This window comes from Pseudomonas sp. Pse79 (assembly GCF_024519615.1).
Classification (GTDB): domain Bacteria; phylum Pseudomonadota; class Gammaproteobacteria; order Pseudomonadales; family Pseudomonadaceae; genus Aquipseudomonas; species Aquipseudomonas veronii.
In genome coordinates, this window is sequence record NZ_JALJRR010000010.1 from 146,239 (window position 1) to 169,221 (window position 22,983).

The 22,983-nt window shown below is 60.7% G+C and carries 23 protein-coding genes; 15 read left to right on the forward strand and 8 right to left on the reverse strand.

What is annotated here, in order from left to right:
• Positions 1-35 precede the first annotated feature (35 nt).
• The 3 genes from NR164_RS15095 to NR164_RS15105 form a co-directional block, all read right to left on the reverse strand.
• Entirely contained in the window at positions 36-218 is a 183-nt protein-coding gene (locus tag NR164_RS15095; protein ID WP_017847175.1) for a hypothetical protein, read from the reverse strand.
• A 156-nt stretch (positions 219-374) separates the two neighbouring features.
• On the reverse strand, positions 375-971 hold the full coding sequence (locus NR164_RS15100; protein WP_017847176.1) for a superoxide dismutase: 597 nt from the start codon (positions 969-971) through the stop codon (positions 375-377).
• A gap of 178 nt (positions 972-1,149) precedes the next feature.
• Positions 1,150-1,749: a LysE/ArgO family amino acid transporter gene (locus NR164_RS15105; protein WP_017847177.1), complete on the reverse strand. Its 600-nt coding sequence runs from the start codon at positions 1,747-1,749 to the stop codon at positions 1,150-1,152.
• A gap of 100 nt (positions 1,750-1,849) precedes the next feature.
• Here NR164_RS15105 and NR164_RS15110 point away from each other — a divergent pair, with 100 nt between their 5' ends.
• The 10 genes from NR164_RS15110 to NR164_RS15155 all read left to right on the forward strand — a co-directional run bounded on the left by NR164_RS15110 (position 1,850) and on the right by NR164_RS15155 (position 12,901).
• Complete coding sequence (locus tag NR164_RS15110) at positions 1,850-2,743, forward strand: LysR family transcriptional regulator ArgP (protein WP_017847178.1); 894 nt, start codon at positions 1,850-1,852, stop codon at positions 2,741-2,743.
• 52 nt (positions 2,744-2,795) lie between these two features.
• On the forward strand, positions 2,796-3,794 hold the full coding sequence (locus NR164_RS15115; RefSeq protein ID WP_256822907.1) for an NAD(P)-dependent oxidoreductase: 999 nt from the start codon (positions 2,796-2,798) through the stop codon (positions 3,792-3,794).
• 127 nt (positions 3,795-3,921) lie between these two features.
• Positions 3,922-4,767, forward strand: a complete 846-nt coding sequence (locus tag NR164_RS15120) for a hypothetical protein (RefSeq protein ID WP_017847180.1) — start codon at positions 3,922-3,924, stop codon at positions 4,765-4,767.
• A gap of 115 nt (positions 4,768-4,882) precedes the next feature.
• Complete coding sequence (locus NR164_RS15125) at positions 4,883-6,142, forward strand: AGE family epimerase/isomerase (RefSeq protein WP_057004513.1); 1,260 nt, start codon at positions 4,883-4,885, stop codon at positions 6,140-6,142.
• 104 nt (positions 6,143-6,246) lie between these two features.
• Complete coding sequence (locus NR164_RS15130; protein ID WP_017847182.1) at positions 6,247-7,533, forward strand: ABC transporter substrate-binding protein; 1,287 nt, start codon at positions 6,247-6,249, stop codon at positions 7,531-7,533.
• Positions 7,534-7,610: 77 nt separating this feature from the next.
• On the forward strand, positions 7,611-8,519 hold the full coding sequence (locus NR164_RS15135; protein WP_003175732.1) for a carbohydrate ABC transporter permease: 909 nt from the start codon (positions 7,611-7,613) through the stop codon (positions 8,517-8,519).
• Positions 8,512-9,357, forward strand: coding sequence for a carbohydrate ABC transporter permease (locus tag NR164_RS15140; protein WP_046382285.1), 846 nt, complete (start codon positions 8,512-8,514; stop codon positions 9,355-9,357). The genes NR164_RS15135 and NR164_RS15140 overlap by 8 nt, the downstream gene beginning before the upstream one ends.
• A gap of 2 nt (positions 9,358-9,359) precedes the next feature.
• Positions 9,360-10,520, forward strand: coding sequence for an ABC transporter ATP-binding protein (locus NR164_RS15145; protein WP_046382286.1), 1,161 nt, complete (start codon positions 9,360-9,362; stop codon positions 10,518-10,520).
• Positions 10,521-10,606: 86 nt separating this feature from the next.
• Complete coding sequence (locus tag NR164_RS15150; protein ID WP_017847186.1) at positions 10,607-11,953, forward strand: carbohydrate porin; 1,347 nt, start codon at positions 10,607-10,609, stop codon at positions 11,951-11,953.
• Positions 11,954-12,055: 102 nt separating this feature from the next.
• The gene (locus NR164_RS15155; protein ID WP_057004511.1) at positions 12,056-12,901 is read left to right on the forward strand and encodes a D-hexose-6-phosphate mutarotase; all 846 of its coding nucleotides are present in this window, start codon (positions 12,056-12,058) and stop codon (positions 12,899-12,901) included.
• A gap of 132 nt (positions 12,902-13,033) precedes the next feature.
• Here the strand turns inward: NR164_RS15155 and NR164_RS15160 are convergent, their stop codons facing one another.
• Positions 13,034-13,894 (reverse strand): MurR/RpiR family transcriptional regulator, encoded by an 861-nt coding sequence (locus NR164_RS15160; RefSeq protein WP_169850571.1) that lies wholly within the window; start codon positions 13,892-13,894, stop codon positions 13,034-13,036.
• A gap of 219 nt (positions 13,895-14,113) precedes the next feature.
• On the opposite strand from NR164_RS15160, the gene zwf reads away from it, so the two are divergent.
• Genes zwf through NR164_RS15175 form a run of 3 tightly spaced genes read left to right on the forward strand, consistent with a single transcriptional unit; the run spans position 14,114 to position 16,963 of the window.
• Positions 14,114-15,580: a glucose-6-phosphate dehydrogenase gene (zwf, locus tag NR164_RS15165; RefSeq protein WP_017847189.1), complete on the forward strand. Its 1,467-nt coding sequence runs from the start codon at positions 14,114-14,116 to the stop codon at positions 15,578-15,580.
• Positions 15,567-16,280, forward strand: a complete 714-nt coding sequence (gene pgl / locus NR164_RS15170; RefSeq protein ID WP_126585422.1) for a 6-phosphogluconolactonase — start codon at positions 15,567-15,569, stop codon at positions 16,278-16,280. The genes zwf and pgl overlap by 14 nt, the downstream gene beginning before the upstream one ends.
• Positions 16,281-16,297: 17 nt before the next feature.
• A complete protein-coding gene (locus NR164_RS15175) occupies positions 16,298-16,963 on the forward strand; it encodes a bifunctional 4-hydroxy-2-oxoglutarate aldolase/2-dehydro-3-deoxy-phosphogluconate aldolase (protein WP_017847191.1) in 666 nt (221 codons plus the stop codon).
• A gap of 144 nt (positions 16,964-17,107) precedes the next feature.
• On the opposite strand, the gene NR164_RS15180 is transcribed toward NR164_RS15175, so the two are convergent.
• Both NR164_RS15180 and NR164_RS15185 read right to left on the reverse strand, forming a co-directional pair.
• The gene (locus NR164_RS15180; protein WP_256822908.1) at positions 17,108-18,283 is read right to left on the reverse strand and encodes an aminotransferase class V-fold PLP-dependent enzyme; all 1,176 of its coding nucleotides are present in this window, start codon (positions 18,281-18,283) and stop codon (positions 17,108-17,110) included.
• Positions 18,284-18,294: 11 nt separating this feature from the next.
• Entirely contained in the window at positions 18,295-18,531 is a 237-nt protein-coding gene (locus NR164_RS15185) for a DUF3820 family protein (protein ID WP_003213031.1), read from the reverse strand.
• Between the two features lie 207 nt (positions 18,532-18,738).
• Between NR164_RS15185 and NR164_RS15190 the strand changes: the two genes are divergently transcribed.
• Positions 18,739-19,206 carry a PA2169 family four-helix-bundle protein gene (locus tag NR164_RS15190; RefSeq protein ID WP_017847193.1) on the forward strand — a complete coding sequence of 156 codons (468 nt, stop codon included), beginning with the start codon at positions 18,739-18,741 and terminating at the stop codon, positions 19,204-19,206.
• Positions 19,207-19,260: 54 nt separating this feature from the next.
• On the opposite strand, the gene NR164_RS15195 is transcribed toward NR164_RS15190, so the two are convergent.
• Positions 19,261-19,731, reverse strand: coding sequence for a MaoC family dehydratase (locus tag NR164_RS15195; RefSeq protein WP_017847194.1), 471 nt, complete (start codon positions 19,729-19,731; stop codon positions 19,261-19,263).
• Between the two features lie 57 nt (positions 19,732-19,788).
• Positions 19,789-20,733 (reverse strand): alpha/beta hydrolase, encoded by a 945-nt coding sequence (locus NR164_RS15200; protein WP_017847195.1) that lies wholly within the window; start codon positions 20,731-20,733, stop codon positions 19,789-19,791.
• 210 nt (positions 20,734-20,943) lie between these two features.
• On the opposite strand from NR164_RS15200, the gene fadD2 reads away from it, so the two are divergent.
• Positions 20,944-22,632, forward strand: coding sequence for a long-chain-fatty-acid--CoA ligase FadD2 (fadD2, locus tag NR164_RS15205; protein ID WP_017847196.1), 1,689 nt, complete (start codon positions 20,944-20,946; stop codon positions 22,630-22,632).
• Positions 22,633-22,983 lie beyond the last annotated feature (351 nt).

Genomic DNA, 22,983 nt, shown 5'->3' on the forward strand with positions numbered 1-22,983 from the left:
CTGATTTTGCTCCGCCACCGTTCACGCTTTCCCAATCAGAATTTGATTTGCTGCTGTTGATTCGTTGCGCTGCCGGCAGCACTCGTTGCGTTTTTCAGAAGGTCTTTTGCGACATTCATGGCCATACCGGCGGCTTGTTCAGCCAACGGCATTAGCACGGGGGCGAGTGCTGCGGCTGCGGAGGCTGCTGCTCCTAATCCTGCTGCGCCTGCGATCATAAGTTAATTCTCCGACATTGAATGAAAGGGACATTCCTCTCACTGCCTGGGTGGCAATTTCCGCGCAGTTGGTTCCGTCATGCCCAGCTGGCGCCGCCGTCGAACGCACAAAAAAAAGCCCGGCAATCGCCGGGCTCTTTTTACTGCAAGGGGTGCTTAGGCAGTGAAGGCCTTGCCTTCGAACTGCTCAGCCACGAACTTCCAGTTGACCAGGTTCCAGAACGCTTCCACATACTTTGGACGGGCGTTGCGGTAGTCGATGTAGTAAGCGTGTTCCCAGACGTCGCAGGTCAGCAGCGGGGTGTCGCCGCTGGTCAGCGGGTTGCCGGCGCCGATGGTGCTGGCCAGGGCCAGGGAACCGTCAGCCTTTTTCACCAGCCAGCCCCAACCGGAACCGAAGGTGCCGACGGACGTCTTGGTGAATTCTTCTTTGAACTTGTCGAACGAACCGAACGCAGCGTTGATGGCCTCAGCCAGTGCGCCGGTCGGTTGACCGCCGGCGTTTGGCGCCAGGCAGTTCCAGTAGAAGGTGTGGTTCCAGACCTGAGCGGCGTTGTTGAAGATGCCGCCCGAAGAAGACTTGACGATTTCTTCCAGGGTCTTGCCTTCGAACTCGGTGCCAGGCACCAGGTTGTTCAGGTTCACGACATAGGTGTTGTGGTGCTTGTCGTGGTGGTATTCCAAGGTTTCCTTGGAAATGTGCGGCTGCAGGGCATCGTGTGCGTAGGGCAGCGGCGGCAATTCGAAAGCCATGATGATTCTCCTAATCAGGTCAGTTGCGGTGAGCGCAAGGCCGATCACGGGCGGCCAAACAAGCGCCGGGGAGTTTGTACTCTTTGCGGCGCAGGGTCCGGATCATAGCACTCGGGGTGTGGCAAAACCACGCAACAACTGTGTGGGATAGAGGTTCCAGAGCGTTTTGGAATATTCATCATGCACTGATCAATTGATAGGCCACGCTGAACATCATCCCGGCCACCAGAAGGTCGAGCAGACGCCACGTCGCCGGACGTGCTAGCCACGGGGCCAACCAGGCGGCGCCGAGCGCCAGCGTGGCGAACCACAGGAACGAAGCGCTGGCCGCGCCGGCCACATAGGCGCCGGGTTCGGTCTGTTGGGCGCCCAGCGAGCCAATCAGCAGCACGGTGTCCAAGTAAACGTGGGGGTTGAGCAACGTCACCGCCAACGCGCTGAGCAACACGGCGCGCAATGAGCGCACCTTGAGGGCGTCGCCTTGGTCGAGGCTCTGTTTCGAACAGGCCCGCCGCAGCGCGCAGGCGCCGTACCACAGCAGGAACGCGGCACCGCCCCAGCGGGCAATCCCCAGCAGGATCGGGCTTTGCGCCAGTATCGTCGCCAGGCCGAATACCCCGGCGGCCACCAGCAGCGCATCGCAGACCACACACAGGGCCGCCACCGGCAGGTGGTGTTCACGACGCAGGCTTTGCGCGAGCACAAAGGCGTTCTGGCTGCCGATGGCCATGATCAGCCCCAACGCGACCAGCAGGCCGTTCATATAGCTTTGCCACATAGTTGAAGATCCTTGCTCAAGCCGAAACGATGCTGGCTATCTTCCCTGGCATAGCTGTATAAGAAAAACCAATATTGCTGATCGCTCATTAGAGAAACTGATGTTCGACTATAAATTGCTCTCCGCCCTGGCGGCGGTGGTGGAACAAGCCGGCTTCGAGCGCGGTGCCCAGGTGCTGGGGTTGTCGCAATCGGCGATCTCCCAGCGTATCAAGCTGCTGGAGGCACGGATCGGCCAGCCGGTGCTGGTGCGGGCCACGCCGCCGACGCCGACCGATATCGGCCGGCGCCTGCTCAACCATGTGCAACAGGTACGGCTGCTGGAGCGCGACTTGCAAAGCCAGGTGCCGGCGCTGGATGAAGAAGGCATGCCCGAACGCCTGCGCATCGCGTTGAATGCCGACAGCCTCGCCACCTGGTGGGCCGAGGCCGTCAGCGACTTTTGCGCCGAGCAGCATTTGCTGCTGGACCTGGTGGTGGAAGACCAGACCGTCGGCCTCAAGCGCATGCGCGCCGGTGAAGTGGCGGCCTGTATCTGCGCCAGTGAACGCCCGGTGGCCGGGGCGCGCAGCCTGTTGCTGGGCGCCATGCGCTATCGGGCGCTGGCGAGTCCGGCGTTTATCGCACGGCACTTCCCCAACGGCGTGCGCGCCGATCAACTGGCGCGCACGCCGGCCTTGGTATTCGGCCCGGACGATTTCCTGCAACACCGTTACCTAGCCGCGCTCGGGGTGGACGGCGGTTTCGAGCACCATTTGTGCCCGTCGTCCGAAGGGTTTATCCGCTTGGCGGAAGCCGGGCTCGGTTGGGGCCTGGTGCCTGAACTGCAGGTCGGCGACCAGCTGCAAAGGGGCGTATTGGTCGAGTTATTGCCAGATAAGCCCATCGATGTGCCGCTGTACTGGCATCATTGGCGCAGTGGCGGGCAACTGCTGGGTTTGTTGACCGACCATCTGGCTCAGGCCTGTGGTCAATGGTTGGTGCCGTTGGACTGATGGCGGGCGTCAAGGCAACAGCGATGAAAAACGAAAGAACACGGAGTAATACATGAAGATTCTGGTCACCGGCGCAAGCGGCTTCATCGGCGGGCGCTTTGCGCGTTTCGCCCTGGAGCAGGGCCTGGACGTGCGGGTCAACGGGCGGCGCGCCGAAGGTGTGGAACACCTGGTACGGCGCGGTGCCGAGTTTATCCAGGGTGATTTGAATGATGCCGACCTGGTGCGCGAACTGTGCCGCGATGTCGAAGCCGTGGTGCATTGCGCCGGCGCTGTCGGGCTGTGGGGGCGCGCTCAGGATTTCCATCGAGGCAATGTGCTGGTGACCGAGAACGTTGTCGAAGCCTGCCTCAAGCAACGGGTCGGGCGCCTGGTTCACTTGTCGTCGCCATCGATCTATTTCGACGGCCGCGACCACCTGGGGCTGACCGAAGACCAAGTGCCCAAGCGCTTCAAGCATCCCTATGCCGCCACCAAGTACCTGGCCGAGCAAAAGGTGTTCGGTGCCCAGGAATTCGGCCTCGAAGTCCTGGCCCTGCGCCCGCGTTTTGTCACCGGCGCCGGCGACATGAGCATCTTCCCGCGTCTGTTGAAAATGCAGCGCAAGAACCGCCTGGCCATCGTCGGCGACGGCCTGAACAAGGTCGACTTCACCAGCGTCCACAACCTCAACGAAGCGCTGCTCAGCAGTCTGCTCGCCACCGGCTCGGCGCTGGGCAAAGCCTACAACATCAGCAACGGCACCCCGGTGCCGGTGTGGGATGTGGTGAACTACGTGATGCGCCAGATGGACTTGCCCCAGGTGACGCGGTATCGGTCCTACGGTTTGTCCTACAGTATCGCCGCGTTGAACGAGGCATTCTGCGCGCTGTGGCCCGGGCGCCCGGAGCCGGCGTTGTCGCGCCTGGGCATGCAGGTGATGAACAAAGATTTCACCCTCGACATCAGCCGCGCAAGGCATTATCTCGACTATGACCCCAAGGTCAGCCTGTGGACCGCGCTCGACGAGTTCTGCAGCTGGTGGAAGGCCCAGGAACCGGGGCTGAAGTAAGCTCACAAGCAGCAACACATCGGGAACCGAATTCAGGGTTCCAGGTCGATCAGTGCGGTAGGACAGCGGTTTATACTGCCGCCGCTCGGCTTTTCAGATAGCTATCTCACCGATTCAGGGTTGATTCATGCGTAACGATGCCAACGACGATTTCGACAATGTTCCCAGCCTGCGGGCCGACTCCTTGGACGATGATGATTTCGTGCCGACCGCCGCCACCTCCGTGCGTTCGCGCAATACCCCTGTGGTCAAGGTCAAGAGCGCCAGTACCGGGCCGCTGTGGGCCTTGGTCGGCGCGCTGCTGATCGCCTTTGCCGGCCTGGCCTGGTGGAGCTTCCAGCAGATCTCCCTGATGGGCCAGCAACTGGTTGCCACCCAGGAAAGTTTTGCACGCATCAGCGAAGAAGCGGCGGGGCGCCTGCAGGATATTTCCGGCAAGTTCGTGGCCAGTGAGGCCAGCGTGAACAACGGCAGCGAAGCGCTGAAACTGCAGATCAAGCAGCTGGAAACCCAGTTGCTGGAGCAGGGCAAGCAGCAAGTCGGCGTGGCCGGCCAGGCCACCGAACTGGACAAGCGCCTGGCCCAGATGACCGCCAGCACCACCGACCTGTCGAACGCCAACGCCAAGCTGCAAGGCCAGGTGCAGGCGTTGACCGACGCCGTGGCCAGCCTCAAGGCGGCACAAGGTGAGGCCGCCAAGCGCGATGCCGAGATCAGGGAACTGGTCGCCGACGTGGCGGCCCTGAAGAAACAGGGCAACCCGAGTGCAGCCATCGCCCGTCTTGAACAAGACCTGGTGGTGCTAAAGAGCGCGCAGGACAACCAGCCGGGCAATAGCGACGCGCCGACCAATAAAGAGTTCGATGTGTTCCGCATCCAGACCACCCGCAATATCACCACCTTGCAGAGCCAGATGCAGAACCTGAACCAGCGCCTCAATGCGCCGGCCGCGGTCACGCCGATCGGTCAGTAAAGGGCTTGGGGGGAATGTCACCATCTGGTGACATTTCCCTGGTCCTTCGTTACATGTGCTCACCTCGCCCTTGTTTAGACTCCGGTCATCCCACAAACAATAATAAGGGCTCCCCATGACCACCCAACCACTGCCTGCCAGCAGTTGGCTGAACGCACCTGCCCACCACGCCTGGCTCGCCAGCGAAGGCCAGCGCCTGCTGTCATTCGCCAAGGCTTCGCGCCTGCCCGACGGGTTCGGCAACCTGGACGATAAAGGCCAGTTGCCGGCCGATGCCGTTGCCGAGACCATGAACACCGCGCGCATGACCCATAGCTTCGCCATGGCTCACGCGATGGGGTTGCCCGGTTATGCCGGGCTGGTCGAACATGGGGTGGCCGCCCTCAGCGGCGCGCTGCGCGATAACGCGCACGGTGGCTGGTTCGCCACGCCCCGTGCGGTGGATGGCAACCGCACCAAAGCTGCCTACCTGCACGCCTTTGTCGCCTTGGCCGCCAGTTCTGCGGTGGTCGCGGGCGCACCCGGCGCACAAGCCCTGTTGAACGACGCGATCCAGATCATCGAGCAGTTTTTCTGGAGCGAGGAAGAGGGCGTCATGCTCGAATCCTTTGCCCAGGACTGGAGCGGCGTCGAGGCCTATCGCGGCGCCAACAGCAACATGCACGCGACGGAAGCGTTCCTCGCCCTGGCCGACGTCACCGCCGACACACGCTGGCTGGACCGCGCGCTGCGCATCGTCGAGCGCGTGATCCACACCCACGCCGCCGGCAACCAGTTCATGGTGATCGAGCACTTCGACGCCCAGTGGACACCCTTGCGCGGTTACAACGAAGACAACCCCGCCGACGGCTTCCGCCCCTATGGCGTGACCCCCGGCCACGGCTTCGAGTGGGCGCGGTTGCTATTGCACCTGGAGGCTGCGCGCCTGCGGGCCGGGCTGGCCACGCCGGACTGGCTGGTGACCGACGCCAAAGGCCTGTTCGCCAGCGCCTGCGACAGCGCCTGGGCCGTGGATGGCGCCCCCGGCATCGTCTACACCCTGGACTGGAACCAGCGCCCGGTGGTGCGCGAACGCCTGCACTGGACCCACGCCGAAGCCAGCGCCGCCGCGCAGGCCTTGCTCAAACGCACCTTCGAGCCGCATTACGAAACCTGGTACCGGCGCTTCTGGGAGTTTTGCGACAGCCATTTCATCGACCGTACCCACGGCAGTTGGCACCACGAACTCAGCCCGCACAACCAGCCCAGCAGCAAGATCTGGGGCGGCAAACCGGACCTGTACCATGCCTGGCAAGCGGTCTTGCTGCCGGCGCTGCCGTTGGCGCCGAGCATGGCCAGTGCGTTGGGTTCCGGGTGCTATGTCACCAAGTGGTGACATTTGTACATCCCTTTGTTACCTGCGCTTAAAAATTCCCTGTTTAAACTCCGTGCAGCGCAAGCTCCAGACTTGCATGCATAACAACAAGAAAAGGTACTCAGATGAACGCGATTAATCGCCTCGCCGTCGCTATTTCCATTGCCTCGTTGTTTCCCCTCAGTGCATTTGCCGCCGACTCGAAAGGGACGGTTGAAGTTGTGCATTGGTGGACCTCGGGCGGTGAAAAAGCGGCTGTAGATGTCCTGAAGGCCCAAGTTGAAAAAGACGGCTTCACCTGGAAAGACGGTGCTGTCGCAGGTGGCGGTGGCGCCACGGCCATGACCGTGCTGAAAAGCCGCGCGGTCGCCGGCAACCCACCCGGCGTAGCCCAGATCAAAGGCCCGGACATCCAGGAATGGGCATCCACCGGTCTGCTCGACACCGACGTCCTCAAAGACGTGGCCAAAGAAGAAAAATGGGACTCCCTGCTCGACAAGAAAGTCTCCGATACCGTGAAGTACGACGGTGACTACGTTGCCGTTCCGGTGAATATCCACCGCGTGAACTGGCTGTGGATCAACCCGGAAGTCTTCAAGAAAGCCGGTATCACCAAGAACCCGACCACCCTCGAAGAATTCTACGCCGCTGGCGACAAGCTCAAGGCCGCTGGCTTCATCGCGCTCGCCCATGGTGGCCAGCCTTGGCAGGACAGCACCGTGTTCGAAGCGGTCGTTCTGTCGGTGATGGGCGCCGATGGCTACAAGAAAGCCCTGGTTGACCTGGACAACGGCGCGCTGACTGGCCCGCAAATGGTCAAGGCGCTGACCGAGCTGAAGAAAGTCGCGACCTACATGGACGTCGACGGCAAAGGCCAGGACTGGAACCTCGAAGCCGGCAAAGTCATCAACGGCAAGGCCGGCATGCAGATCATGGGTGACTGGGCCAAGTCCGAGTGGACCGCCGCGAAGAAAGTCGCCGGCAAAGACTACGAGTGCGTAGCCTTCCCGGGCACCGACAAAGCCTTCACCTACAACATCGACTCCCTGGCGGTGTTCAAGCAGAAAGACAAAGGCACTGCAGCCGGTCAGCAGGACATCGCCAGAGTCGTGCTGGGTGAAAACTTCCAGAAAGTGTTCAGCATCAACAAGGGTTCGATCCCTGTGCGCAACGACATGCTGAACAAAATGGAATCCTACGGTTTCGACTCCTGCGCCCAGACCGCGGCCAAAGACTTCCTGGCTGACGCCAAGAGCGGCGGCCTGCAGCCAAGCATGGCGCACAACATGGCCACCACGCTGGCCGTGCAAGGTGCGTTCTTTGACGTCGTGACCAACTACATCAACGACCCGAAAGCCGATCCGGCCGACACCGCCAAGAAACTCGGCGCTGCGATCAAGTCGGCCAAGTAACGGTTGACCGGATGGGGGAGCCCTGGCCCCCATCCGGTACGTTCCTGTAGTCCTTTTCCTCTGTATTGGATTTTCCCATGAGTTCTGTTGCTGTGTTCAGCAAAGCCTCGCCGTTCGATGCCCTGCAGCGCTGGCTACCCAAACTGGTGCTGGCGCCAAGCATGTTCATCGTGTTGGTGGGCTTCTACGGTTACATCCTGTGGACGTTTGTGCTGTCGTTCACCACGTCGACGTTCCTGCCGAGCTACAAATGGGCGGGCCTTGCGCAGTACGAGCGGTTGTTCGACAACGATCGCTGGTGGGTCGCGAGCAAGAACCTGGCGCTGTTCGGCGGGATGTTCATCGGTATCACCCTGGTGATCGGTGTGACGCTGGCGATTTTCCTCGACCAGAAAATCCGTCGTGAAGGCTTTATCCGCACCATTTACCTGTACCCGATGGCGCTCTCGATGATCGTCACCGGTACGGCCTGGAAATGGCTGCTCAACCCGGGCATGGGCCTGGACAAACTTCTGCGGGACTGGGGCTGGGAAGGCTTCCGTCTCGACTGGCTGATCGACCCGGACCGCGTGGTCTACTGCCTGGTGATCGCTGCCGTGTGGCAAGCCTCCGGTTTCATCATGGCGATGTTCCTGGCCGGCCTGCGTGGCGTCGATCAATCGATCATCCGTGCCGCGCAGATCGACGGCGCAAGCCTGCCGCGCATCTACTGGAGCGTGGTGCTGCCGAGCCTGCGTCCGGTGTTCTTCAGTGCGGTGATGATCCTGGCGCACATCGCGATCAAGAGCTTCGACCTGGTGGCGGCGATGACCGCAGGCGGACCGGGCTACTCGTCCGACCTGCCGGCGATGTTCATGTACTCGTTCACCTTCAGTCGCGGCCAGATGGGCATGGGTTCGGCCAGTGCAATCCTGATGCTCGGTGCGATCCTCGCGATCATCGTGCCGTACCTGTACTCCGAGCTGAGGACCAAGCGTAATGACTAGTCTTGCCGCAAAACCTGCCATCAGCCTGAGCCGCATCGCGATCTACGCGGTGCTGATCTTAGCGGTGCTGCTGTACCTGGTGCCGCTGGTGGTGATGTTGCTCACCAGCTTCAAGACCCCGGAAGACATCAGCACCGGCAACCTGTTGAGCTGGCCGACCGTGGTCACCGGCATCGGCTGGGTCAAGGCCTGGGCCACGGTGGATGGCTACTTCTGGAACTCGATCAAGATCACTGTGCCGGCCGTGCTGATTTCCACCGCCATCGGTGCGTTGAACGGCTATGTGCTGTCGTTCTGGCGCTTCCGTGGTTCGCAACTGTTCTTCGGCCTGTTGCTGTTCGGCTGCTTCCTGCCGTTCCAGACCGTGCTGCTGCCCGCGTCGTTCACCCTCGGCAAGATGGGCCTGGCCAGCACCACCACCGGCCTGGTGTTTATCCATGTGGTCTACGGCCTGGCGTTCACTACGCTGTTTTTCCGTAACTACTACGTAAGCATTCCGGATGCGTTGATCAAGGCGGCGCGCCTGGACGGTGCAGGTTTCTTCACCATCTTCCGTCTGATCATCCTGCCGATGTCGACCCCGATCATCATGGTCTGCCTGATCTGGCAGTTCACTCAGATCTGGAACGACTTCCTGTTCGGCGTGGTGTTCTCCAGCGGCGACTCGCAGCCCATCACGGTGGCGCTGAACAACCTGGTCAACACCAGCACCGGGGCCAAGGAATATAACGTGGATATGGCGGCGGCGATGATCGCCGGGCTGCCGACCCTGCTGGTCTATGTGATCGCAGGCAAGTATTTCGTGCGCGGCCTCACGGCCGGCGCGGTCAAGGGGTAATCATGGCTACGCTTGAACTTCGCAATGTAAACAAGACCTATGGCGCCGGCCTGCCCGACACCTTGAAGAACATCGAACTGTCGATCAAGGAAGGCGAGTTCCTGATCCTGGTCGGCCCGTCGGGGTGCGGCAAGTCCACGCTGATGAACTGCATCGCGGGCCTTGAGACCATCACCGGCGGCGCGATCATGATCGGCGACCAGGACGTCAGCGGCATGAGCCCCAAGGATCGCGACATCGCCATGGTGTTCCAGTCCTACGCGCTGTACCCGACCATGAGCGTGCGTGAAAACATCGAGTTCGGCCTGAAGATTCGCAAGATGCCCCAGGCCGATATCGACGCCGAAGTGGCGCGGGTGGCCAAGCTGCTGCAGATCGAACACCTGCTCAACCGCAAGCCGGGCCAACTCTCCGGCGGCCAGCAACAGCGCGTGGCCATGGGCCGGGCCCTGGCGCGTCGGCCGAAGATCTACCTGTTCGACGAACCGCTGTCCAACCTCGACGCCAAGCTGCGCGTCGAGATGCGTACCGAAATGAAGCTGATGCACCAGCGTCTGAAAACCACCACCGTCTACGTCACCCACGACCAGATCGAAGCGATGACCCTGGGCGACAAAGTGGCGGTGATGAAGGACGGCATCATCCAGCAGTTCGGCACGCCGAAAGAGATCTACAACGATCCGGCCAACCTGTTCGTGGCGAGCTTTATCGGTTCGCCGCCGATGAACTTCATTCCCCTGCGCCTGCAGCGCAAGGACGGCGGCCTGGTAGCGCTGCTCGACAGCGGCCAGGCGCGTTGCGAGCTGCCGCTGAGCATGAGCAACGCCGGCCTGGAAGACCGTGACGTGATCCTCGGCCTGCGCCCGGAGCAAATCGTGCTGGCGACGGGGGAGGGCAACGGTGCGTCGAGTATTCGTGCCGAAGTCCAGGTCACCGAGCCGACCGGCCCGGACACCCTGGTGTTCGTGCAGCTCAATGACACCAAGGTCTGCTGCCGCCTGGCACCCGATGTGGCGCCGCAGGTGGGCGAGACCCTGACCCTGCAATTCGATCCGGCCAAAGTGTTGCTGTTCGACGCCAAGACCGGCGAGCGCCTGGGCACCGCTGCGTCGCTGCCGGCACAGGATCGTGCCGACAACGTGGCCCAGTTCAAGGGTCGCTGAATTAGGTAAGTTGTTGTTTTTATTAAAAAAATGTAACCCGCGTTAGATAAAAACAGTTTAATAACAATAAAGACGAGGATGTAGGGATGAAAAAGCAACACAACAACACCCGGCTGATCTGCCAATTGTCAGCAGTGGCAGCCCTGGTCCTGTCCGCCAATGCGATGGCGGACGACGCGTTCAGCGCCGATTCCAAATGGATGACCGGCGATTGGGGCGGCGAGCGGACCAAGCTGATCGAGCAAGGTATCGATATCAAGGCTGACTACGTCGGCGAAGTCGGTGGCAACCTGAGCGGCGGCTACAACAACGACAAAACGGCGCGTTACGCTGACCAGTTCGGTCTGGGCGTGGCATTGGATCTGCAAAAGTTGTGGGGCTGGGATAACACCCAGGCCAAGATCCAGCTGACCAACCGTAACGGCCAGAACATCTCCAACGACCGTATCGGTGATCCGCGTGCCGGCACCTTGAGTTCGTCTCAAGAAGTGTACGGCCGTGGCCACATGGTGCGTCTGACCCAGTTCTGGATTCAGCACCAGATGTTCGACAACAAGCTGGACGTGAAGCTCGGTTACTTCGGTGAAGGCGAAGACTTCAACACCTTCCCGTGCGACTTCCAGAACCTGTCGTTCTGCGGCTCTCAGGTCGGTAACTACGTCAGCACCTGGTACAACTGGCCGGTCGCCCAGGCCGCGATCCGCGTGAAGTACCACATCACGCCTGAGCTGTATGCGCAGATCGGTGCGTACAACCAGAACCCGTCGCAGTTGGAGCACGGCAACGGCTTCAAACTCAGCGGCAGTGGCACCAAGGGCACCGTGATCCCGGTGGAATTGGTCTGGTCGCCGAAGGTCAATAACCTGCCGGGCGAATACCGTGTGGGTTACTACAAGAGCGCCGCCGACGCCAGCGACGTCCGTGAAGACGTCAACGGCAACGATGCTGCCACCACCGGCGCGGCCTACCGTACCCACAGCAGCAAAAAAGGCTATTGGTTCGTTGCACAGCAACAACTCACTACCCATAACGGCGACGCGTCCCGTGGTCTGAACATCGCGGCCAACGCCACGTTCCACGACAAGGACACCAACACCGTCGATAACTACCAGTCGATCATGTTGGTGTACAAAGGGCCTTTCGACGCACGTCCAAAAGACGATGTGGGGATTGGTGCCGCTCGTCTGCACGTTAACGATGACGTGAAGAAAAACGCCGAGCTGCTCAACGTTGCCAATGGCGTGAGCGACTACGACAACCCACTGTACGCACCGCTGCGCAGCACCGAGTACAACTACGAAATCAACTACGGTTTCCACGTCACCAACTGGCTGACCGTGCGTCCCAACCTGCAATACGTCGTCCACCCGGGCGGCGTGGATAAAGTCGACAACGCGCTGGTGGCCGGTCTGAAAATTCAGTCGGTGTTCTAACGCTGTTGCGATAAGCTCCTTCTCTCTGTGCGCATTTGCGGGTAGCCATGGCTATCCGCTTTTTTTTGGATTGCACTGTGAAGATATTCAGGACCGTGGCACATGCATGAGCATCCGCTGCAACGCTTTTTCAAATCCCTGCGCGAGCGTCCGGTGTTCGCCTGGGAGCGCTTCCAGACGCGCGATGTGTTGGTGATCGACCATCCGTTGTGCCAGGCGGTATTCAGCCGCCAGGGCGCGCAATTGCTGCATTTTCAGCCCCGTGGGCAGAAACCCTGGTTGTGGTGTGCAGCCAAGTGGCCACAAGTCGGTGCCATTCGCGGCGGCGTGCCGGTGTGCTGGCCGTGGTATGGCCGGCATCCCAGCGAAAATGCGTGGCCGTCCCATGGCTGGGCGCGGCTGATCGATTGGAAACTGCTCGACAGCAACACCGACGACGACGGCGTGCGCCTGCACTGGCAGTTGCAGTTGTGCGACTGGCAGGTGGACTTGCACGCGCACCTGGGCGAAACCCTGGAGTTGCGCTTGTGTACCGAGCATCAGGATGAGCTGCCGTGCCAACTGAGCCATGCGTTGCACGCTTACTGGCGGATTGGCAATGTCGGTGAGATAGCGCTGTCTGGGCTCGACGGGGCGCTAGGTTATGACCAGCTCAATCGCCAGGCTTGCCAGCAGGAAGGCGAGTTGCGCGTGGAAGGCGGGTGTCAGCGCGTGTTCCAGCATGAGGGCGAGCTACACCTCAAGGACCACGCCTGGCAGCGCGAATTGTGCATCGACACCGGCGACAGCGCCGACACCGTGGTGTGGCACCCGGGCAGCCGGCCGCTGTTGGGCGTCAGTTTTAATGAGGCGTCGGGGTTTGTATGCGTGGAGTCGGCGATGGCCGGGGCCAGCCTGGCGCCGGGGGAGCGGGCGCATCTGAGTTTGCAGGCCAGGGCTGGGGTTTAGCGCTGTTGCTGATACCGTCTTCGCGAGCAAGCTCGCTCCCACATTTGAACCGTATTCCAAAGTAGGACTCGTCAAAATGTGGGAGCGGGCTGGCTCGCGAAGAGGTCGGGACTGCTGGAGGCATTGTCTGCCTCAGTTGAACTCATCGCCAACCGGATACCGGCTGTCATTCAAGCTCTCTTTGATCTTGCGCAGGTGCGGCTGGAAGTCCACGCCACGGCGCAAGGTCATGCCGGTTGCCAGTACATCCAGCACCGTCAGTTGGATGATCCGCGAGGTCATCGGCATATAGATGTCGGTGTCTTCCGGCAGCGGAATGTTCAGACTCACGGTGCTGACCTTGGCCAGCGGCGAGTTCTCGGCGGTCACACCCAGCACCGATGCGCCGTTTTCCCGGGCAATACGCGCCACTTCCACCAGCTCGCGGGTACGCCCGGTGTAGGAGATGATCACGAACAGCTCACCGGTGTGCGCCACCGAAGCAATCATGCGTTGCATCAGCACGTCGGCATGGGCGGTCACCGACAGGTTGAAGCGGAAAAACTTGTGCAACGCATCCATGGCCACCGGGGCGGACGCGCCGAGGCCGAAGAAGTGGATCTGGCGCGCCTGGATCAACAGGTCCACGGCCTTGCTGATCAGGTTCGGGTCGAGGGCCTGGCAGGCGCTGTCCAGAGAGGCAATGGCGCTGCCGAAGATCTTTTGGGTGTAGGCCTCGGGGTCATCATCGGCCTCCACCGCACGGCTGACATACGCCGCGCCACTGGCCAGGCTTTGCGCCAGTTGCAATTTGAGTTCAGGGTAACCGCTGACGCCGAACGAACGGCAGAAACGGTTGACCGTCGGTTCACTGACCGAGGCGGCTTGGGCGAGGGCTGCGATCGAGAAGCGGGTCGCCTGCTGTGGGTTGAGCAGGATGACCTCGGCGACTTTTTTCTCGGCCTTGTTCAATTCTTCGAGGCGGTTCCGGATCTGTTCCAGAAGATTTCGCACGCGGTCCATACAGTGTTTCCTTGGGGCGACGATGCAAATAAAGGGTGGTCACCAATCGACGAGTGGCCCTTTGCGGTGGCCTATCCTACTTAGGGTAGCTGAACACCACCACTCGGAATGCGTATTTCGGGAAAATGTTGTGGTTATTACTACATTTTTCCTTGAGTGATGCCTTGAAAAAAGGTATTTGTAGCTTAACTTGATAAAAGAACAAACATCATGCCTTCGATAACGGTAGAACCCTGCACCTTTGCCCTGTTTGGCGCGTTGGGTGATCTGGCGCTGCGCAAGTTATTTCCTGCCCTCTATCAACTCGATGGTGCCGGGCTCTTGCACGACGACACGCGCATCCTGGCCCTGGCCCGCGAAGCCGGTTCCGAGCAACAGCACCTGGCGCATATTGAAACAGAACTGCGCAAATACGTCGGCAAGGAACTGGACGAAGCCATCGCCCAGCGTTTCCTGGCGCGCCTGACGTATGTTCACGTCGATTTCATGAACGCCGATGACTACGTGGTCCTGGCTGAAAAAGCCGGCACCGGGCAGCGCCTGATCGCCTACTTCGCCACGCCTGCGGCGGTGTACGGGGCGATCTGCGAAAACCTGTCCAAGGTCGGCCTGGCGGACAATACCCGCGTGGTGCTGGAAAAACCCATCGGCTCGGACCTGGAATCTTCGCGCAAGGTCAACGACGCTGTCGCACAGTTTTTCCCGGAAAACCGCACATACCGCATCGACCATTACCTGGGCAAAGAAACCGTTCAGAACCTGATCGCCCTGCGTTTCGCCAACAGCCTGTTCGAGACCCAGTGGAACCAGAACTACATTTCCCACGTGGAAATCACCGTGGCCGAGCAGGTCGGCATCGAAGGCCGCTGGGGTTACTTCGACAAGGCCGGGCAGCTGCGGGACATGATCCAGAATCACCTGCTGCAGCTGCTGTGCCTGATTGCCATGGACCCGCCGGCCGACCTGTCCGCCGACAGCATCCGTGACGAGAAGGTCAAGGTGCTCAAGGCCCTGGCGCCGATCAGCCCGGACGGCCTGACCACCCAGGTGGTACGCGGCCAGTACATTGCCGGCTACAGCGCCGGCAAGCCGGTGCCGGGTTACCTGGAAGAAGAGAATTCCAACACCCAGAGCGATACCGAAACCTTCGTTGCCCTGCGCGCCGATATCCGCAACTGGCGCTGGGCCGGGGTGCCGTTCTACCTGCGCACCGGCAAGCGCATGCCGCAAAAGCTGTCGCAGATCGTCATCCACTTCAAGGAACCGTCCCACTACATCTTCGCCCCCGAGCAGCGCTTGCAGATCAGCAACAAACTGATCATCCGCCTGCAACCGGACGAAGGTATTTCCTTGCGCGTGATGACCAAGGAGCAGGGCCTGGACAAGGGCATGCAACTGCGCAGCGGTCCGCTGCAACTGAATTTTTCCGACACCTATCGCAGCGCGCGGATTCCCGATGCCTACGAGCGGTTGTTGCTGGAAGTAATGCGCGGCAATCAGAATCTGTTTGTTCGCAAAGATGAAATCGAAGCCGCGTGGAAGTGGTGTGACCAGTTGATCGCCGGGTGGAAAAAATCCGGTGATGCGCCCAAGCCGTATGCGGCGGGTTCCTGGGGGCCGATGAGCTCGATTGCACTGATCACGCGGGATGGGAGGTCGTGGTATGGCGATATCTGAATTGAAACTGCCTCAGGGCGTCACTGCCCATGAGTACCGTTCGCCGGCGTTGCTGGCCGATGGCCTGGCCAACGACGTGGCCGAACAACTGCGCGCGGCCATCAGTGCCCGTGGCGAAGCGACCCTGGTGGTGTCCGGCGGCCGCAGCCCCGTGGCGTTTTTCCAGAACCTGGCCAAGCAGGGTCTGGACTGGTCCAAGGTCACCGTCAGCCTGGCCGATGAGCGCTGGGTGCCGGTGGAGCACGCCGACAGCAATGCCGGCCTGTTGAAGAAGTACCTGTTGCAAGGCCCGGCAGCCAAGGCCAAGTTCCTCAGCCTGTACAGCGCCGCCGCCAATCTTGAAGACGCCGCCGAGCAGGCCGATCGCCTGCTGGCCGAACTGCCAGCCATTGATGTGCTGGTACTGGGCATGGGCGACGACGGCCACACCGCGTCGTTGTTCCCCAACAGTCCGAACCTGAGCGAAGCCCTGCAGGCCGACGGTACCCGCCGTTGCTGGCCGATGCTCGCGCCGACCGTGCCACGCCAGCGCCTGACCATGAGTCGCGCGCTGCTGGCTACGGCGAACTACACCGTACTGTCGATTTCCGGCAGTTCGAAATTGACCACGTTGAGCGCCGCGCTCGCCAGCAACGACGTTGCTGCCATGCCGATTCGCGCATTTTTGCAACCTACATTAGAGATTTACTGGTGCCCATGAGCCAAGGATCAGCCGCTATGAAAAGCCCTCAATCGACCGTGTCCATGGCGGATAAAGTTGCCCTGATCGACAGCCTCTGCGCCAAGGCGCGGATCCTGCCGGTGATCACCATCGCCCGTGAACAAGACATCCTGCCACTGGCCGACGCCCTGGCAGCCGGTGGTTTGACCGCATTGGAAGTGACCCTGCGTTCCGAGTTCGGCCTCAAGGCCATTCAGGTCCTGCGCGAGCAACGCCCGGAGTTGTGTACCGGCGCCGGTACCGTGCTCGATCGGCATATGCTCGAAGCCGCGGAGGTTGCCGGCTCGCAATTTATCGTCACCCCTGGCATTACCCGCGACCTGCTTGAAGCTTCGGTCCACAGCCCTATCCCACTGCTGCCGGGCATCAGCAATGCCTCCGGAATCATGGAAGGCTATAGCCTGGGGTATCGCCGCTTCAAACTGTTCCCGGCCGAAGTCAGCGGCGGCGTCGCAGCCATCAAAGCCCTGGGCGGCCCGTTTGGCGAAGTGAAATTCTGCCCGACCGGCGGCGTCGGCCCGGCCAATATCAAGAGCTACATGGCGTTGAAAAACGTGATGTGCGTGGGCGGTAGCTGGATGCTCGACCCGGAATGGGTCAAGAACGGCGACTGGGCGCGTATCCAGGAAGTCACCGCCGAGGCACTGGCGCTGCTGGACTGAGCTGATTCATCGAATCGTTGTTGCTGTGCTTAACGGCATTTTTGCGGTGCGCTTGGTCGGCGGACCGCTTTTTTTTGCCTGCGCAAAACCTTGAGACCCACACATCTTCAAATGTGGGAGGGAGCAAGCCCCCTCCCACATTTTTCAGTCCGCGCTGAGTGCGGTGATGGCGTTGATCAGTGCATGGATGTCTGCGGTTGATGTCGCCAACCCCGGTGTCACCCGGATACAGGTGCCGAACGCCGCTCCACTGCGGGTAGTGGTAAACAGGTTGTAGTCCCTGAGCAGGCGGTCCGCCATCACCGGCTGATCCCGCCCGATGAACTTGAACGCCGTGATCCCGCAATACAGTCGCGGGTCATCAGAGGTCAGCACTTCAATCCCCGGTAATGGCCGCACCTGGCGTACCCACAGATCCCGCAGGTAATTCATCCGTGCGCCTTTGGCCGCGGCGCCCCCCAATGCGCGGTGTTCTTCGAACACCAGCGGCAAGGTCATCAGCGCCGGGAAGTTCGGCGTGCTGTAGGGCGTGCGGGCGCGCACGTCGGTGATGGGGTAATGGAACTCACCCATGTCCGGGTCGATGTCGGCCAGGCGCTCGGTGGCTATATACAGAAAACCCAGGGTCAGCGGTGCGCCAATCCATTTGTGCAGGTTGAAGCCGGCGAACGCGATACCCACTTCAGCGAGGTTGAACTCGATCTGGCCAAGGGCGTGGGCGCCGTCGAGGATCACGTCGACAGCGTGTTCGCGAGCCGCTCTGGCAATGGCTTCGACCGGCATGACCAGGCCGGTGCGGTGGGTCACGTAGGTCAACGCCATCAGTTTCAGGCGAGGGTATTGGACGAAGGCATCGCGATAGCTCTGCAGCAAGCTATCGAAACTGGACGGGTGGGCGTGGGAAATTTCGATCACTTCCACCCCTCGGTAGCCGGCCAACCAGCGCATGGCGGCCTTGACCGTGTCGTATTCCAAGTCGCTGATCAGCACTTGGTCGCCCGGTTGCAGGCGGTTGTAGTTGCGGATCAGCGACTGCAAGGCTTCGGTGGCGTTGCGGGTGAAGGCGACCGATTCGGGGTCGGCGTCGATCAGTTCGGCCAGTTGGCGGCGGATCTCGACGTTTTCGCCCTGCTCGAAACGCTGGCGCACATGCACCGCGTTACTGCGGTTGATAAACGCGACGTGCTCGAGGTACTGCGCTTGCACCGCACGGCTCATGCGCCCGAAGTAGCCGTTTTCCAGGTTGATCGGGCCTGGCTCCAGTGCATAGCGGTCGGCGATGGCCCGCCAGTGCGCTTCGTTGGCTGCATTGCATGGCATGGTGCGGGTTCCTAGTGACGAGGCGCGGGTTTGCCGTGTTTGGCGCGCAGTGGCTCCAGCAGTTCGGACAGGCCGTTGTGGTCGATTTCCTGCATCAAGGCCAGCAACCCGCCCAGCTCGCCGTGGGGGAAACCTTCGCGGGCGAACCAGTTCAGGTAGGGGCCGGGCAGGTCGGCGATGATCCGTCCCTTGTACTTGCCGAAGGGCATTTCGCGGGTGATCAGCAGTTCGAGTTTTTCGGGGTTCATGACGGCTCAGGCGTTTGCATCGAGGTCTTGGAAAATACAGGCATTCTGCATGAAGGCCAAATGACAGATCATGCAAATAACGCATGTACAGATCGTTCAATTATTTTTAACTTATTGAAATCTAAAGAAAAAGTTGTTTTTTAAAACCTGGCACGGGCGCTGCAATCATTAATGCAACCTTTCTCAACCCACATAAGGAATTGAAAAATGACTGATATCAATAAAGAGTCCATCTCCGTATTGAACGACCTGATCGAAACCAGCATCGACGGTCAAAAAGGTTTCAAAGAGTGCGCTGACGACATCAAGCATCCCGAACTCAAGGCGCTGTTTGCCAAGCGCTCCGCAGACTGCGCCACTGCCGCCGCCGAGCTGAAAACCGCCGTGCGTGCCCTGGGTGGCGACCCGGAACAGTCCGGCAGCGTTGCCGGCGCCCTGCACCGTGGCTGGGTCGATGTGAAGTCGATGGTCACCGGCAAAGACGAAGAGGCTGTGTTGAACGAAGCCGAGCGCGGTGAAGACCACGCCCTCAAGGCTTACAAAGCAGCGATCGAGAAGATCACCCAGCACAACCTGGTGGGCATTCGTGACTTGGTTGAGCGCCAGTACCACGGCGTACAACGCAACCACGATCAGGTGAAAGCCTTGCGTAACCAGGCTCGCGCCCAGTCGTGAGTCGCCGCTGAATAAAAAATCCCCGCCGATGCGGGGATTTTTTATGGGAATTGATCAGCCGATGGTGATGGCTGGCAGTTCGGTCAATGTCACGACCTGTTGCTTGCGTGGCGCGAGGATTTCCGCTTCGCCATCCACCACCAGCTCATCGCGCTGATTGAACACGCGGGTGGCAATACGCACGCGGAACTTTGGCAGCTTTTCGAGGATTTCCAGACGCACGGTCAGGGTATCGCCGATTTTCACCGGTTTCTGGAAGCTCATCTGTTGGCCGATATAGATCGTGCCCGGCCCAGGCAGCTCACAGGCAACCGCCGCGCTGATCAGGGCGCCGCTGAACATGCCGTGGGCGATTCGCTCCTTGAACATGGTCGCCTTGGCAAATTCCGCATCCAGGTGTACCGGGTTGTGGTCGCCGGACATCGCGGCGAACAGTTGGATGTCACGCTCTTCGACGGTCTTGCTGTAGCTGGCGGTCTGGCCGACTTCGAGGGCTTCGTATGGGGTGTTGGTTACCTGGGTCATCTAAAGGTGCATCCTGTGGCTAATCGATAATTTAATTGGCTGATTTTAAACGAAAAATTATTCGCAGCGAGTCGGCCTGCGCGAGGTCAGGGCCTGGTCGAGCCACGTCAGCACATCCGCGGTGACTTCGTCGCGGTTGGTTTCGTTGAACAGTTCGTGACGCGCCTGCGGGTAGATATTCAGTTGCAGGTTCTGGCAGCCGGCCTCACGCAGGGCATGGGCCAGTCTTTTCAGACGCTTGCCTTCACTCACCGGATCACATTCGCCGCCGATCACCAGGATCGGCAAGCCCGGATCGATCTGCGCGAGATTGGACGCTTTGCTGATTTGCTGCAAGCCGCCCAGCAGGTCGATCCACAGTTGGTTGGTGCAGCGGAACCCGCAAAGCGGGTCGTGGCGGTAGCGGTCGACTTCGTCCGGGTCACGGCTGAGCCAGTCGAAAGCCGTGCGGTTGGGCTTGAACGCTTTGTTGAACGAGCCGAACGACAGGAACTCGATCAGCGCACTGCGGCCGCGCAAGCCCTGGCGCAGGCGTTCGGCACGGGCGATCAGCCGCGCGGCGCGGTACAGCGCCACCGGCTGGAAATTCGAACCGCTGAGAATCGCCCCATGCAGGCTGGCGCTGTGGTGCAGCAGGTAAGCCTGGGCGATATAGCTGCCCATGCTGTGGCCCAGCAAAATGATCGGCACTCCCGGCAACTGCTGGCCGATGTGCTGGTTGAGGCTGGCCAGGTCGCCCACCACCTTGTTCCAGCCGTCCCGCTCGGCGAACAGGCCCAGGGTGCCCTCGTCGGCGGTGCGACCATGGCCGCGCTGGTCCAGGGCAACCACCCCGTAGCCCGCCCCACATAACGCTTCGGCCAGGCGCGCATAGCGACCGCCATGCTCGGCCATGCCGTGGGACACCATGATCAACGCCTTCGGCGGCGTGTCCGGCAGCCATTGATTGACGTACAGGCGGCTGTGGTCATTCGCGGTCAGCCAGAAGGTGGTGTGGTTCATGGCGCTTCCTTTGCTCGGGGTCATTGCAGTGTATAGCCCATCCTCGGCCAAGCGGCTGATCAGTACAGACCCTTGTAGGAAGATTCACGCTATCAATGACGCTATTGCCCGTATTTGCCTGTTTGGCCATAGCTGCTAACGTCCCCGAAGCTCCGCTTTTTATAGCAGCAGAAAAGCGGCCAGGCACATTCAGGTAAGAGGACAAGAATAATGCAACCTGATTTCTGGAATGACAAACGCGCGGCGGGCGTTCCCAACGAGATCGATCTGACCGCCTACAAGTCGGTGATCGAAGTCTTCGAGCGTTCCTGCAAGGCCTTTGCCGACCGCCCGGCGTTCAGCAACATGGGCGTCACCCTGACCTACGCCGAGCTTGAGCGCCAGAGTGCGGCGTTCGCCGGCTACCTGCAGCAGCACACCGACCTCAAGCCGGGCGATCGCATCGCGGTGCAGATGCCCAACGTGCTGCATTACCCGGTGGCGGTGTTCGGTGCGCTGCGCGCCGGGCTGATCGTGGTCAACACCAACCCGCTGTACACCCCGCGCGAGATGCGTCATCAGTTCAAGGACGCCGGCGTGCGCGGCCTGATCTACCTCAACCTGTTTGGTTCGCGGGTGCAGGACGTCTGCACCGACACCGAGATCGACTACCTGATCGAAGCCAGGATGGGCGACTTCATGCCAGCGGCCAAGGGCTGGCTGGTCAACACCCTCGTCGACAAAGTGAAGAAAATGGTCCCGGCCTATCACTTGCCGCGCGCGGTGTCGTTCAAGCGCGCCTTGCGCATGGGCGCAGGGCAGGGCGTGACGCGCCACCCGGTGAGCCTCGATGACGTCGCGGTGCTGCAATACACCGGCGGCACCACCGGCCTGGCCAAGGGCGCAATGCTCACCCATGGCAACCTGGTGGCGAACATGCAGCAGGTGCGCGCCTGCATGTCGCAGACCGGCGAGGATGGCCACCCGCTGATCAAGGAAGGCCAGGAGGTGATGATCGCGCCGCTGCCGCTGTACCACATCTATGCGTTCACCGCGAACTGCATGTGCATGATGGTTTCCGGCAACCACAACGTGTTGATCACCAACCCGCGTGACATCGCGGGCTTTATCAAGGAGCTGAAAAACTGGCGCTTCACCGGCTTGCTCGGGCTCAACACGTTGTTTGTGGCGTTGATGGACCATCCCGACTTCAAGAGCCTGGACTTCTCCAGCCTTAAACTCACCAACTCCGGTGGCACGGCACTGATCAAGGCCACCGCCGAACGTTGGGAGCAACTCACCGGTTGTGCGATCGGCGAAGGGTATGGCCTGACGGAAACGTCGCCGGTGGCCAGCACCAATCCGTATGGCAGTCAGTCACGCCTGGGCACCGTAGGCATCCCGGTGCCGGGGACGGCGATGAAGGTGATCGATGATGAAGGCGCCGAGCAGCCCCTGGGCGAACGCGGCGAGCTGTGCATCAAGGGCCCGCAGGTGATGAAGGGCTACTGGCAGCAGCCGGCCGCCACCGCCGAGGCGCTGGACGCCGAGGGGTGGCTCAAGACCGGCGATATTGCCGTGATCGACGAGGATGGGTTTGTACGCATCGTGGATCGCAAGAAGGATTTGATCATCGTCTCGGGTTTCAACGTTTACCCCAACGAGATCGAAGACGTGGTGATGGCTCACCCGGCGGTGGCCAACTGCGCGGTGATCGGCGTACCGGACGAGCGCACGGGGGAGGCGGTGAAGCTGTTTGTGGTGGCGCGTGCCGAAGGCGTGAGCCTTGAGGAGTTGAAGAACTACTGCAAGACCAACTTCACGGGGTACAAGGTGCCCAAGCACATCGTGTTGCGTGAGTCGTTGCCGATGACGCCGGTGGGCAAGATCCTGCGGCGTGAGTTGCGCGACATCGCCTGATGTGAAATGCAGTCGACAATGGGGGAGGGGGCTTGCCCCGATGGCAGTGGATCAGTCACCAAATGTGTTGGCTGATTCACTGCTATCGGGGGCAAGCCCCCTCCCACATTTGTCTGTGTTTATCCCGTTAAGCCCTGTTCTAGAGCCATTTTCAAGCGTATAGAATTTTTGCTCTAAAAATGACTATTAGTTATTCATGAGTCATGTTTATGACTGTAGGGCCCTCTTTTGGCTCTAGTCGGCCCTTGGCAAAGCTGCTACTCTCGGCGCGCTTTGTGACCTCTCGGCCTGCTTAAACGCGCCAGACTCACCTAAAAAACATACACCAATAATAATCGCATCAAATGCGAT